We start from the raw sequence: 12,723 nt of genomic DNA on the forward strand, positions 1-12,723 counted from the left end.
AAGGGCCCGGACCGGGCTCTCCGCTTGCGCTCGGCGCCGCGCCGGTCGTGGCTTCGGATCTTGGATCGCCGTCCGTCCCACTGGTGCACCCGGCCAGCAGCAGCGCCCCCGCCACCGTGGCCAGGACCGGTCTCCACTCGGCCATCCCAGCTCCCCACCCCTATGGAACGCGCTCCCGCCCTGTGGTGCCGCGTATGGAAGGAAGTGTGGCGCACCATGTGACGCCGGAACACCAACTCGGCTTGTATGAAGCAGACTTGAGCCGATTCCATGACCTGGGTGTCGGGGTGTCGTCGAGTGGTCACGGGATGGTCGGGACTTGGTCCTCCGGATCAGGACGTCAAACGCTCCGGGCTGCGGAAAACCGTCGGAGAGACGCTTGGGAGAACAGTGTTCCTGTCCTCCCCGCCCTGCGAGCGCGGGTGTGTCCACGTCGACACCGCGACGGCCGCCGCCTCCACATCCGGCTTCGCTCGTGACAGCGCGGTGGCGCGACCGCGGCTGACTCCCTGTCCTCAGTGCCGCACCAGGCAGAACGGATGCCCCGCCGGATCGGCGTAGACACGCCAACTCCGCCCTCCGGAACCGCCGTCCAGCACCGTCGCCCCCGAGGCCAGTGCTTGTTCCTCCGCTCGGTCCAGGTCCGCGACACCGAGGTCCAGATGGAACTGCTGCGGACGGGTCGTGTCGGGCCATCGCGGCGGCAAGTAGTCGGTCACCCGCTGGAAGGCCAGGACGAGTCCGGACGGCGTGTGCAAGGTCGCCCAGCCGTCGCCCAGGGCCCATCGCCGATCCTCCCGATTGACGGCCCCACCCAGCAACGCCCGGTAGAACTCCGCGAGTTCCGTCGGCTCGGAACAGTCGAGCACCACACACTGCACGTCAGCGATCATGGGCTGATCCTAGGTGCCGGCCGACGGCCCCGAACCTCGATATCGAGGAGCGCGGCGAGGGGCCCCGAGACGCTCGCGCGCCGGGCGTGAGGAGAACATGAAGTCCGTCGCCGGCCACCGACCTTCCGGAGGGACTGCGGATGGCAGTCAGTGCCCTGGTGCGCGCCGAGTTGGCGCGGCACGACTGGAAGTCCCTGGCATGTATGTGCGGTGACTCCGCCGAGCATGTACCTCTGCTCTTCGAGACCGTCATCACCGCGGAGACGCCTCGGGACATGATCGGGTACACCCTCGACGGTCATGTGGAGGGCGACACCAACATCACGGAGTGCACGGCACCGGCCGTCGGCGTGATCATGGCCGCCCTGGCAGGTGAGCTCTCGTCGTCGGCCCGTGGTGCTCTGCTGCAGACGCTGCTGTACATAGCCGCCGGCGCGGGGGACGGCGGTGCGTGGCCGTCAGGGTGGGCACTGGGGGACGAGTGCCGCGCCACGGCCCTGGAGGGTTTCTGGGTGCTCGTCGGGATCGGTCTGACGGGCAGCGCGGACGACGCCGACATGGTGGCCGACATCTGCGAGTACCTCGATCCGGGCGGCGAGAAGTCGATCCACTACCAAGCGCTGCTGCGTGAACGCGCCCGACGAAAGACCAAGCGCCGGGCGCGCCGCTGGCGGTGAGAGGTGCCCGTGCCGGGTCCATCCATCAACTCGACGTGCAAACCCTGCGCTTCAGCGTCGGGTCGTCGACAGAGGCTGCTCGGCCCAGACGGCCTTGCCGTCGAGGCCGTAGCGCACGCCCCAGTTCTGGGCGAGTTGGGCGACGATGAACAAGCCGCGCCCGCCTTCGTCGATGGTCTTCGCGTGGTGCAACCGCGGTGCGAGGGGATTGCCGTCATGGACCTCGCAGGTGAGTGTGCGGTCCTTGATGAGTTGCAACCGGAGAGGCGGAGTGCCGTAGCGGACCGCGTTCGTGACAAGTTCGCTGACGATCGTCTCGGTGGTGTAGGCGGTCTCCTCGTCCACTCCCCAATGAGCGAGCTGGTGTCGGGCGTGCCTGCGGGCCGTGCCGACCGCTCTGGGCGCGTATTCGAGGTGCCACGCGGCGACCTGGTCGTCGGGCAACGCGTGGGTGCGGGCGAGCAGGAGGAACACGTCGCCGTGGCAGGGGTCGTTCCGCAGCCGGTAGAGCACGTCGTCGCAGAGATCCTGCAGTGGCCGCTCGGGGTGGCGCAGCACCCGTTGCAGGGTGTCCGGGGACGGTGAGATCTGCGGGAGGGACGCGGTGTAGAAGGCGAGGACGCTGCCGTCGGCGACGGAGAGAGTGGTGGTGGCGAAGGGCGGTCCTTCGGCGCTGCCCAAGGGGGGTCCGCTCGGCGCCTGAAGGATCTCGGTGGTCCCGTCGGGATGGGCGACGACGGGTGGCGGGTGTCCGGCCAGCGCGATGGTGCAGGTCTGGGGGAGCGGGTCGTACACGGCGTACACACAGGTTCCGGCGAGCGGCGGACGGTCGGCGGGAGGCAGCACCACACGTTCCTCCGCCAGGCTCAGGGCGGTGTCGTTGAGGCGTGCGAGCAGTTCGTCGGGCTCCAGGTCGAGTGACGCCAGGGAGTGGATGGCCGTTCGTATCTGTCCCAGTGTGGTCGCCGCGTGGACACCCTGGCCCGCGACCTCGCCGACCATCAGCGCGGTCCGGGCGCCGGACAGGGCGAAGGTGTCGAACCCGCCGCCTCCGCCCGTCTCGGAGGGCACGTGCATGTGCGCGGTCTCCACCGTGGTCGGGGTCGCCGGGCGGAGAGGCAGCGCATGGCGCTGGATCGTCAGGGCGATGGTGTGTTCACGGGTGAAGCGGCGTGCGTTGTCGATGCACAGCGCGGTGTGAGCGGCGGCCGCCACGGCGAGGGTGACATCACCGGTTTCGAAGCCGTCCGTATGGCGGGTGCGGTACAGGCTGAGCAGTCCCAGTACGGTCCCACGCAGCGTCAGGGGCACGGTGATCAGACTGTGGGCCCCGGCCGCACGGATCGCCTCGGCCCGTCGCGGGTCGGCCGCCAGCCAGGGAGTGTCCGGGCCCAGCGCCACGAGGCGGGGCTCGAGATCGGCCAGGGTCTGGGCGTAGGGCGTCGTGAAGGGCAGGGCGCGGACGTCACCCACCGGATGCGCCTGAATCTGCTCCTCGCCGCCACTGCGACAGACGGCGGCACGGCGCAGCGGCACCTCCCGTTGCAGCGGGGACGGCGGAGGGTTCTCACCACGGACCACCGCGTCCACCACCTCCACCACGGCGATGTCGGCGACGCCGGGCACCAACTCGCGCACGAGTTCCTCGCAGGTGGTCACCACATTGAGGGTCTGTCCCACGTACTGTCGCACCGCACCGTAGACGTGCACACGGGCGCTCACCTTTTCGCGCTCGGTGACATCGAGCATCTCCGCCAGCAGCCCCCAGACCCTTCCCCGGGGGCTTTCCAGACGAGAGACGGAGACGGAGAACAGGTACTCCGGCCCTGGCGCTCCCTTGGGACGCACCCTCACCAGGTGTCCCTGTGCGGGCGCGCCGCTCTCCAGCACCCCGTCCAGCATCTCCTGCACCTCACCGGGAGCCGAAAGGTCGTAGACATCGGTGATGTGCCGGCCGACGATCTGGGCGAGGTCGACGTTGTGGAGGGCCGGCCTGGTGAGGTTGATCCTCAGGATTCGCAGTTCGGGATCCAGGATCAACAGGCCCGTGGGCGAATGGTCGAACAGGGCTTCCAGAACTGCCGCGTCCTCGGCGGGCGAAATGGTTTCGTCTTGAGCCACGGCAACCCACCTCCACTACCCAGCCTGCCCCTGGCTCCGACGTGGCGCTCTCTCGCCCGCGAGACGGTGGTGGCGGCGGCCGGATCCGCTGGGTGTTCGGACGAGTGCCTTCCGTTGCCAGGACGCGGTTCCGATGGGGAGGGCGCAGACTGGCCGGGGCTTGGGCCACGACACCGTCCAGCAGCGCACAGGCATACGGACATGCAGCTGAGCGCGGAGACGGCGGGGCTTTGGCGTTGAGCGGTACGCGCGCGGCGCGTCGTCCAGCATTGATCGACCGGCATCCCAGCGCCGGACACGACGAGCCGTATTCGCTCCGCGACCGCCGTCGTCTGTCCGATGCCGCGTTGCCGCATCGACGCGACAGCTCATGAGGCCGGCGTCTCAGCTCCGGCTTTCCAGGAGGGGGGCTCCGATGGTCAGGTCCTCGTCGAGCTTTGCGACCACGGCGGCAGCCAGGGGCGGGGCGTAACGGGCTGCCCACTCTTCCACACACGCGAGGAAACCGACGAGTTGGTTCCGGACCGAGCCCAGGAGCTCCGGCAGCAGCGCCCGAGGCAGCTCGATGGGGAGCCCTTCCAGGCGATCCGCATCGGGCCACAACCGGACGATCGCTCCGACGTGCTCGACGCGCGGCGTGGGATCGTGACCGAGCCACGGCTCTTCGCCGTCCATCAGAACGAGCCAGTCTCGCCAGTTCTCCAGACCGAAGCAGCATCCGGGCGATGCTGTGATTCCGGTTTCGGTGTCCCGGATCAACAGGCCGCCGGGAGCGATGACACGTTCGGTCGTCACAAGATGTCTGACCTGCGCCCTTCCGTCCTTGGAGTCGAGGTCCCGGCGCTCGTGATCGCTGTTGTCGTAACTGGTCAGGACTGCCATGGCCGTGCCCAGCTCACGCACGGACAGCTGGCCGGACAGGGGCGGGAGGTGGTCTGCGGGCGGGTCGGCAACGGGCCACGGAGCGAAGTCGGTGGCCTCGTAGGTCTCCAGAACGGGCTCCATGATCAGCACGTCTCCAGTGTCGTGCTGCGGACAGTGTGGTCGCCTGGGCATTTTCCAAGGAGCCGGAGTCCTCACGTCTCCCGGGTCGGCCGGTGCGGTGACAGTTCGTAGGATGCCGATCGTGGCGCGATTTGAGGAAGTCAAGGCGGCGTTGTGGAGCGGTGGAACGTACGGTGTCCAGCCGTCGCTGACGGACGAGGCCGTCACAGAAGCCGAGCAGGTGCTTGGCGTGCGGCTTCCCGTGTCGCTGCTCGAACTTCTGAGAGTCCAAAACGGTGGCGAGGTGTCCTCCGGACGGGACGCCTTCCCGACCGACCAGCCGACTTCCTGGAGTGCGGACCATGTGCCCTTCGGTGAATTGATGGGCATAGGTCGCCGAGAGCGCATGGTCTCTCTCCTGGACACTCCATACCTGGTGGATGAATGGGGCCTTCCCTCACCGGTCGTGCTGCTCTCCGGCGATGGGCACTGTTGGATTGCCCTTGACTACCGGGATTGCGGAAGACTGGGCGAGCCCGCGGTCACCTGGCTCGATGCTGACTTCGACCTGGAGCTGCGCCTTGCTGCGGACTTCCGTTCATTCGTCGAAGGCCTGACGTCCGAAGGGCACTTCGTCGGTGATGTCGACCGAGCTGAGCATCGAGGATTCAGAGGAGCCTTGGAGCCACCCCCCTCGCCCGGATACTGAGGGCAGGCCTCCCTCGTCTTCATGACCTTGCCCGGAATCGGATCACGTCGCGGTGGCCAATTCGACGAGATGCCGGGCGGTGCCGGCGGGATCGACGATCTGATGCAGGTGTGCGCCGGGCAGGTGTGCCACACGCCAGCCGCGTTCACGTGCCTCGGCGGCGAATTCGTCATACGGAGGGCCGAACAGCAGGTAGGAGCAGGGATGGTCGTCCCAGCCGCCGGGGACCGGGACGCGCTGCCGGTAGTAGGACAGCGGCAGGGTGGGCTGCTCCTCGATCACGGTCTGTCGCATCGTGGGATCGGAGAACATGGGTGCGACCTCCGCCTCGTCCCACCAGTCGGTCCAGCGTGGAAGCCTGCCGTTCACGGCCATCGGGCCGAGGAACTCCAGCACCTCGGGTGAGGCGACAGCGGTGGGTCCGATCCGGGCCGGCAGCGCGGCGTCGACGAAGACCGAGCTGGTCACGGGATGGTCCAGGCTTGAGCGGATCGCCGGAAGAAACAATCCGGCATTGCTGTGTGCCACCAACACGACGGGGTTGTCGGCCGGGACCTGCCGGATGCCGTCGCGGACCGCACTGACGATGCGGGGCCAGAACGGCGGAGAACCGGCGCCGACGTGCAGCAGGGACGGCACCAGTACCTGATGTCCGGCAGCCGTGAGGTGTTCGGCCACGGGACCCCAGGTCGAGGGGCCCACGGACGGGCTGTGCACGAGAACGAAGATCGGCTGCATGGTGACGATCCTGTCGCCCATGTCATCGGGGCGCGACAGTATCGGCCGACAGCAGAACGCCTCGCATCGGCCAGCTCGCGAGTTGCTTGTCGACAACCACGCTTGTCAAACGCCTGGGCGGTCAGTCCCTGAGTTGCCGGAGGTCTTGACCCGCGGCGCAATTGAGAGACGCGCATCTCCGAACGGCTCAAGCCGGTCGAACGGCCACTGCTACGAAAGGTGTAGCGATGAGACTCGCGACGTTCGACGGCGGTACGGGACAGCACGTCGGTTTCATCGACGGTGACGAGATGGTGGACCTGACGGCCGCCGACCCGTCGTTGGGCACGATGATCGAACTACTGGAGCGCGATCCGAAGGTCGTGGGGGCCACCTCCGGCTCGGCCCCGAGGGCGTTGCTCTCGGAGGTGAAACTGTGCGCTCCGGTGCCAAGGCCGCCCAAGTTTCTCGCCATCGGCTACAACTATGCCGCCCATCTCGAAGAGACCCATATGGAGCGGCCGACCCGGCAGGCCTGGTTCAACAAGCAGCAGACCAGCATCATCGGGCCCGGCGATCCCATCTGGATTCCGGCAATCGCCCCGGACGAGATCGACTACGAAGGCGAACTCGGACTGGTCATCGGCAAACGGTGCAAGAACGTCCCGAACGACAAGCACGCGGTGCTGGATGTGACCGCGGGCTTCACCATCGTCAACGACGTGAGTGTGCGCGACTGGCAGACACTCGAGCCGGGCATGGTCGTCAGCAAGTCATTCGACACGCACGGCCCGATCGGTCCATGGATCGTCACCCCGGACGAGATCGGCGACCCTCTCGATCTCCGGTTGCGCACGTACGTCAGTGACGACCTGCGCCAGGACGGCCACACAGCGGACATGCTCTACGACCTGTACGAGCAAGTCCCCTACCTCTCCAGTGCGTTCACCCTGGAGGTCGGCGACGTGCTGTCCACCGGGACCCCGAGCGGCATCGCCTGGCATCGACCCGGCATGTATCTCAAGGCCGGGGACACCGTTCGCGTCGAGATCGAGAAAATCGGGACGCTGGAGAACCCTGTCATCGACGAACCTCGCTGACCGTCTGCTCCCCATGCCTGTGCCCGGCCACAACCTAACTGACTGCCCTGCTCGTTGAGCCTCGGGAAGGGCCGCACGTGAGCGGGTCCCTCCCGCCGGATGTTCCGGCGGGAGGGACCCGCTCAGTTGCGTTCTGGGCCCCGCCCCGGACCACCGGCCCGTGTCTGCACTGTGCCCGCGCCCACGGGCCCCTGAGCGCCTTACGTCAAGAAGGGCCTCAACTTGGCCGGGGGGACGAGCAGGCCTGGAGCTCGGCTCGCGTCATCGGGCCGCTTCGCAGGTAGAGACGGTCCTGTCCGGTAGGTGCCGGCTCGTCGAACCGGCCGGTCAGCGTCTGCGCACGGCCCTCGTCGGTGACGCGCGACGTGGGGACGGAGGGTTCCTGAACGGGGGCACTTGACGATGACTGACGGCTTCCCGGCGCCGTTCGTGACGGCCGTGCCCCGCGTCGCGTGCCCACACCCGCCGAAGCGCACGGGCACGGGTAACGAACCTTCCCAGACGCACATCTGACTGCCCGACAGCAGCTCACGGGGTACCCGTCGTCTACGGACGGCGGCGCGACTTTCAGGTGGCTGCGCCGGCCCGTCCTGCGCGTGCAGACGAAGGGCGGGCCCGCGCCGTGGGGCGCGGGCACCGTCGTACCGGTGGGACTCATCGAACTCGGTCGTGCTCCGACGGGGCCCGGCCCCACCGGAGGACGGCGTCAGACGAGGGCCGTCGCCGGCTCCGCCCACTCGGTCGACACATCCTCCCGCTCCCGCGCGGCGGCGTCCGCCGTGAGGGGGAGGGCGCGGGGCAGCGGACGTGTCTCCCGCAGGCTCGGCGAAGGAGCCACGGGTACGAGCAGGGCGTGATCGCCGGACCGTGCCCGCTGCGAGAACCAGATGATCTTGCCCCCGGTATCGGTCGCGCAGCACCCCCAGCCGTTGCTCAGCGCCGCGATCTGCGCCAGGCAGCCGCTCGGCGCGTAGTGCGGCCGGATGTCCCGCTCGCTGTCCTGTACCGCGGTGATGAGGTGATGTCCGTTCCACCACATCTCGATGGTGGCGTTCTTGTCCGCCGCGTGTGCGTCGATGGTGCGCAACAGTGCGTCCGAACACCGGCAGACGGGCTCGACGAGCATCTCCAGGTCCCAGTACCGGAGATGGGCGGCCAGGATCCGCCTGACATGCCCGATCCGCTCGGGGCTGATCTCCACGTCGAGGTGGTAGTAGTAGGGCGCTGCGGTCTTCATCGTCGTTGGCTCCTCACCGGTGAAACTCGCGCTCCTGCTCGTCCCTGCGGGCCGAGCCCCGAACACGAAGCGTGAGCATTCATCGCTCCTGAGTCAGTCCCAGGGTGCGAGCACTACTCCATTCGTGCAACACGAAGCACACCCACCCAAAGTGGTTCAATTCCGAACAGGACGCTGCGTCGCCCACCGTGCACCATGGGTGAAGGTCTCGAGCGCCGTAACGGACCAACCCCACTCCGTGCACGGCCTTCGCGCACCTTTCCGGACCGCGACCCCGCGAACCGTCCGGATCCGTGCTCGGGCGAAGAGGTTGGGAGGTGACCGGTGCCATGTTGCTGCCAGCCAGAGACGAGGTCGCCAGGCATCTCGAGCGGTACCGGGCGTGGGAACGCCTGATGCTCGCGTCCCCCGACAACCGGGCGGTACGCGGCAGCTTCGAGGACACGGGCTACACGCTGTGCGTGCTGATGGGCAAGCGCTGCGCGCGCGAGGCCGTCGACGCCGCCGAGCTTTATCTGAACACCCGTGAGCCCCGTGAGCGACCCGTCAGTGATGTCTGGGCCGCACCGTCCGCGAACGCGTAGCGGGGCGCCCGCATGCGGCGGAGGAGCGAAGGCCGGAGGGCCGACTGCGACCCGAGGGGACCGGAGAGCCGGTGTCCACCGAGGCTCGATGACGGCGGAGGAGGCGAAGTCCATGGAAGGGCAGGCCGTGCGCCGTGGCGGTGCGCCTCCCGTCACGCCGGCTCAGGAATCTGCACTTCCACCACGCCGACAACGACGAGGTGATCGTGTACAGCAAGCGTTCGGGTCCGGACGTGGTTGTGGTGGTGGCGAACCTCGATCCGCACCACACCCAGGAGGCGACGGTGTCGTTGGACATGCCGCGGCTCGGTCTGGACTGGCACGAGTCGGTGCCGGTGCGTGATGAGCTCACCGGTGTCACCTACCACTGGGGCAGGACCAACTACGTGCGTCTTTCGCCGGGCGAGGCTCCCGCGCACGTGCTGACCGTCCTGCGACCGTCCTCACTGCAGACCGGAGGGTCACCCACACGATGATCGTCAACGAGCCCGTCCCGGACACCTTCGAGGACACTCCCGCCGCGGACCGTGATCCGCAGTGGTTCAAGCGTGCCGTCTTCTACGAGGTCCTGGTCCGGTCCTTCCAGGACAGCAACGGCGACGGTGTGGGTGATCTGAAGGGGCTGACCGCGAAGCTGGACTATCTGCAGTGGCTTGGTGTGGACTGCCTGTGGCTGCCGCCGTTCTTCAAGTCGCCGCTGCGGGACGGCGGTTACGACGTGTCGGACTACACGGCGGTGCTGCCGGAGTTCGGTGACCTGGCGGACTTCGTGGAGTTCGTGGACGCCACCCACCAGCGCGGCATGCGCGTGATCATCGACTTCGTGATGAACCACACCAGCGACCAGCACCCGTGGTTCCAGGAATCGCGCGCCCATCCCGACGGCCCCTACGGCGACTACTACGTATGGGCCGACGACGACAAGCAGTTCCAGGACGCGCGGATCATCTTCGTGGACACCGAGGCCTCCAACTGGACCTTCGACCCGATCCGCAAGCAGTACTACTGGCACCGCTTCTTCTCCCACCAGCCGGACCTCAACTACGAGAACCCGGCCGTGCAGGAGGAGATCATCTCCGCGCTGAGATTCTGGCTGGACCTGGGCATCGACGGATTCCGCCTCGACGCCGTCCCCTACCTCTACCAGCAGGAAGGCACCAACTGCGAGAATCTGCCCGCCACGCACGAGTTCCTGCGGCGGGTGCGCAAGGAGATCGACGCCCACTATCCGGACACGGTGCTGCTGGCGGAGGCCAACCAGTGGCCGGAGGACGTGGTCGACTACTTCGGGGACTTCGGCAGTGGTGGCGACGAGTGCCACATGGCCTTCCACTTCCCCGTCATGCCGCGCATCTTCATGGCGGTGCGGCGTGAGTCGCGTTATCCGGTCTCGGAGATCCTGGCCAAGACCCCGGCGATCCCCTCCAACTGCCAGTGGGGCATCTTCCTGCGCAACCACGACGAGCTGACCCTGGAGATGGTCACCGACGAGGAACGCGACTACATGTGGGCGGAGTACGCCAAGGATCCCCGTATGCGCGCCAACATCGGGATCCGCCGCCGGCTGGCTCCGCTGCTGGACAACGACCGCAACCAGATCGAGTTGTTCACCGCGCTGCTGCTGTCGCTGCCCGGCTCGCCGATCCTGTACTACGGCGACGAGATCGGTATGGGCGACAACATCTGGCTCGGGGACCGGGACGCGGTCCGCACCCCGATGCAGTGGACCCCGGACCGCAACGCGGGCTTCTCCTCGTGCGATCCGGGCCGGCTCTTCCTGCCCACGATCATGGATCCGGTCTACGGCTACCCGGTGGCGAACGTGGAGGCGTCGATGTCGTCGCCGTCCTCGCTGCTGCACTGGACCCGCCGCATGATCGAGATCCGTAAGCAGAACCCGGCGTTCGGTCTGGGCTCCTTCACGGAGTTGTCGTCCTCCAACCCGGCCGTGCTGGCCTTCCTGCGCGAGTACAAGGACGACCTGGTGATGTGTGTGCACAACTTCTCCCGGTTCGCCCAGCCCACCGAACTCGACCTCAGCCGCTTCAACGGCCGCCACCCGGTGGAACTCATCGGCGGAGTCCGCTTCCCCGCCATCGGCGAACTCCCCTACCTGCTCACCCTCGCAGGCCACGGCTTCTACTGGTTCCGACTCCGCAAGAACGTCCCACAAACCACCACGGTGAACCTGTTCGTGGGCGGTTGACACTCCGCGCTGATCCGCCGGCCGTCAGGGAAAGGACGCGACGCCATGGCGAAGACCCAGACCGCAACGCTCCGCCCGGACAGCCTCGGTGCCGCTGCGCTGCTGCCCTCGCTCTCCGGCCTGCTGCGTGAGTGGCTGCCGCGTCAGCGCTGGTTCGCGGGAAAGGGACGGCCCGTCACGGATCTGGCGCTGTTGTCGGTGACCGAGCTGCATCCGGACTGCCTGCACGTCCTGATCCGCGCCGATCACGCCGAACCGCCCGCGATACGCGGGCCGGGCGGCGCCCCGGCGCACGACTGCTATCAACTCTTCCTGAACGCGGGGGAGTCGCCGTCACCGCGGCCCTCCCCGGCCCTCATAGGGCGTGCGACCGAGGGCCCCCTCGCAGGTCTGCCGGTGTACGACGCTCTCCAGGAACCACGCTCGGCATCCGTGCTCCTGGAGCGGCTGCGCACGTCGGACACCACGGGCGCGCTCCGCTTCGAGCGTGACTGGCGGGTGTCGATCCCCGCCGGACTGGCTCCGCGGCTCCTCGAAGCCGAGCAGTCCAACTCTTCGCTGGTGTACGGGGACTCCTACATCCTGAAGATCTTCCGGCGGGTACGCCCGGGAATCAATCCGGATCTGGAAGTGCCCTGGGCGCTGGCCCGGCAGGGGTGCACCCGGGTGCCCGCCCCGGTGGCCTGGTTCCGCACGACGAGCCCGTGGAACGCGACGCTCGGTGTGCTCCAGCCGTTCCTGCGCGGCGGCGTCGACGGGTGGACCCAGGCTCTCGAGGCACTCGCCTCGTCGCACGAGTTCACCGAGGAGGCCTTCGAGATGGGGCGGGCCACGGCCGAGGTGCATCTGGCGCTGGCCGCCGCGTTCCCCCTGAAGCCGCAGGGCCCGGCCGAGAGCAGTCGGCTCGCGTCCCGGATGGTGGAGCGCCTTCGGGACGCCATCCACGCCGTGCCGGACCTGCTGCCGTACGCGTCCGGACTGCGGTCGGCGTTCACCGAACTGGCGGCGCTGGATGTGCCACGGCCCGCTCAGCGCATCCACGGCGATCTGCACCTGGGCCAGGTACTGCGCGCGGAACAGAAGTGGCATGTCATCGACTTCGAGGGCGAGCCGGCCCGCCCCCTGCCCGAGCGGCGGCGCTCTCAGTCCCCGGTGCGCGATGTCGCGGGCATGCTCCGCTCCTTCGACTACGCCGCCCACGCCCGACGGCCCTGGGACCCCGAGTGGGCGCTGCGCTGCCGCGAGGCGTACTGCGCGGGCTATGCAGCCGCAGCGGGGTGGGATCCCCGGGCGGAACCGGGTTTGCTGCGCGCCTACGAGACGGACCGTGCGGTGTACGAGGTCGTGTACGAGGCCCGGCACCGCCCCGACTGGCTGCCGGTCCCGATGACGGCGGTCGCGCGACTGGCCGGCGCCGCGGACGAAGGAGGCTGACCTCGTGACGCTCGAGACCGCTGCACAACCGCCGCACACCTCACCGCAGTTGGGCACTCCG

General features: G+C 68.2%; 11 protein-coding genes and 1 pseudogene. 7 read left to right on the plus strand and 5 right to left on the minus strand.

The annotated features are described in order from the left end of the window. Positions 1 to 515: 515 nt before the first annotated feature. On the minus strand, positions 516 to 893 hold the full coding sequence (locus tag RCR19_RS35650) for a VOC family protein (RefSeq protein ID WP_331268875.1): 378 nt from the start codon (positions 891 to 893) through the stop codon (positions 516 to 518). Positions 894 to 1,033: 140 nt separating this feature from the next. Between RCR19_RS35650 and RCR19_RS35655 the strand changes: the two genes are divergently transcribed. Beyond that, positions 1,034 to 1,570, plus strand: a complete 537-nt coding sequence (locus RCR19_RS35655) for a hypothetical protein (RefSeq protein ID WP_331268876.1) — start codon at positions 1,034 to 1,036, stop codon at positions 1,568 to 1,570. 51 nt (positions 1,571 to 1,621) lie between these two features. Here RCR19_RS35655 and RCR19_RS35660 read toward each other — a convergent pair whose 3' ends face one another. Next, on the minus strand, positions 1,622 to 3,691 hold the full coding sequence (locus RCR19_RS35660) for a SpoIIE family protein phosphatase (protein WP_331268877.1): 2,070 nt from the start codon (positions 3,689 to 3,691) through the stop codon (positions 1,622 to 1,624). A 384-nt stretch (positions 3,692 to 4,075) separates the two neighbouring features. Continuing rightward, positions 4,076 to 4,705 carry a hypothetical protein gene (locus RCR19_RS35665; RefSeq protein WP_331268878.1) on the minus strand — a complete coding sequence of 210 codons (630 nt, stop codon included), beginning with the start codon at positions 4,703 to 4,705 and terminating at the stop codon, positions 4,076 to 4,078. Between the two features lie 103 nt (positions 4,706 to 4,808). Between RCR19_RS35665 and RCR19_RS35670 the strand changes: the two genes are divergently transcribed. Then, on the plus strand, positions 4,809 to 5,384 hold the full coding sequence (locus tag RCR19_RS35670) for an SMI1/KNR4 family protein (RefSeq protein ID WP_331268879.1): 576 nt from the start codon (positions 4,809 to 4,811) through the stop codon (positions 5,382 to 5,384). A 42-nt stretch (positions 5,385 to 5,426) separates the two neighbouring features. Here RCR19_RS35670 and RCR19_RS35675 read toward each other — a convergent pair whose 3' ends face one another. Beyond that, a complete protein-coding gene (locus RCR19_RS35675; protein ID WP_331268880.1) occupies positions 5,427 to 6,143 on the minus strand; it encodes an alpha/beta hydrolase in 717 nt (238 codons plus the stop codon). A 206-nt stretch (positions 6,144 to 6,349) separates the two neighbouring features. Between RCR19_RS35675 and RCR19_RS35680 the strand changes: the two genes are divergently transcribed. Beyond that, entirely contained in the window at positions 6,350 to 7,201 is an 852-nt protein-coding gene (locus RCR19_RS35680; RefSeq protein ID WP_331268881.1) for a fumarylacetoacetate hydrolase family protein, read from the plus strand. Between the two features lie 706 nt (positions 7,202 to 7,907). On the opposite strand, the gene RCR19_RS35685 is transcribed toward RCR19_RS35680, so the two are convergent. Continuing rightward, on the minus strand, positions 7,908 to 8,438 hold the full coding sequence (locus RCR19_RS35685; protein WP_331268882.1) for a pep a2: 531 nt from the start codon (positions 8,436 to 8,438) through the stop codon (positions 7,908 to 7,910). A 329-nt stretch (positions 8,439 to 8,767) separates the two neighbouring features. Between RCR19_RS35685 and RCR19_RS35690 the strand changes: the two genes are divergently transcribed. The 4 genes and pseudogenes from RCR19_RS35690 to RCR19_RS35705 all read left to right on the plus strand — a co-directional run bounded on the left by RCR19_RS35690 (position 8,768) and on the right by RCR19_RS35705 (position 12,662). Continuing rightward, positions 8,768 to 9,022 carry a DUF5133 domain-containing protein gene (locus tag RCR19_RS35690; protein WP_331268883.1) on the plus strand — a complete coding sequence of 85 codons (255 nt, stop codon included), beginning with the start codon at positions 8,768 to 8,770 and terminating at the stop codon, positions 9,020 to 9,022. A gap of 155 nt (positions 9,023 to 9,177) precedes the next feature. After that, positions 9,178 to 9,498: pseudogene (locus RCR19_RS35695) on the plus strand (alpha-1,4-glucan--maltose-1-phosphate maltosyltransferase); the annotation flags it as partial. Further along, a complete protein-coding gene (gene treS, locus RCR19_RS35700) occupies positions 9,495 to 11,228 on the plus strand; it encodes a maltose alpha-D-glucosyltransferase (RefSeq protein WP_331268884.1) in 1,734 nt (577 codons plus the stop codon). The pseudogene RCR19_RS35695 and the gene treS, both read left to right, overlap by 4 nt. A 45-nt stretch (positions 11,229 to 11,273) precedes the next feature. Beyond that, positions 11,274 to 12,662, plus strand: a complete 1,389-nt coding sequence (locus RCR19_RS35705) for a maltokinase (RefSeq protein ID WP_331268885.1) — start codon at positions 11,274 to 11,276, stop codon at positions 12,660 to 12,662. Positions 12,663 to 12,723: the final 61 nt, after the last annotated feature.

It is taken from the genome of Streptomyces sp. WAC07094 (genome assembly GCF_036320405.1).
Classification (GTDB): domain Bacteria; phylum Actinomycetota; class Actinomycetes; order Streptomycetales; family Streptomycetaceae; genus Streptomyces; species Streptomyces lannensis.

Bases quoted from the DNA above. Each gene is read 5' to 3' on its own strand.
- RCR19_RS35655 (WP_331268876.1), top strand. From the start codon at position 1,034: ATGGCAGTCAGTGCCCTGGTGCGCGCCGAGTTGGCGCGGCACGACTGG.
- RCR19_RS35670 (WP_331268879.1), top strand. From the start codon at position 4,809: ATGCCGATCGTGGCGCGATTTGAGGAAGTCAAGGCGGCGTTGTGGAGC.
- RCR19_RS35650 (WP_331268875.1), bottom strand. From the start codon at position 893: ATGATCGCTGACGTGCAGTGTGTGGTGCTCGACTGTTCCGAGCCGACG.
- RCR19_RS35685 (WP_331268882.1), bottom strand. From the start codon at position 8,438: ATGAAGACCGCAGCGCCCTACTACTACCACCTCGACGTGGAGATCAGC.
- RCR19_RS35690 (WP_331268883.1), top strand. From the start codon at position 8,768: ATGTTGCTGCCAGCCAGAGACGAGGTCGCCAGGCATCTCGAGCGGTAC.
- RCR19_RS35705 (WP_331268885.1), top strand. From the start codon at position 11,274: ATGGCGAAGACCCAGACCGCAACGCTCCGCCCGGACAGCCTCGGTGCC.
- RCR19_RS35680 (WP_331268881.1), top strand. From the start codon at position 6,350: ATGAGACTCGCGACGTTCGACGGCGGTACGGGACAGCACGTCGGTTTC.
- treS (WP_331268884.1), top strand. From the start codon at position 9,495: ATGATCGTCAACGAGCCCGTCCCGGACACCTTCGAGGACACTCCCGCC.
- RCR19_RS35675 (WP_331268880.1), bottom strand. From the start codon at position 6,143: ATGGGCGACAGGATCGTCACCATGCAGCCGATCTTCGTTCTCGTGCAC.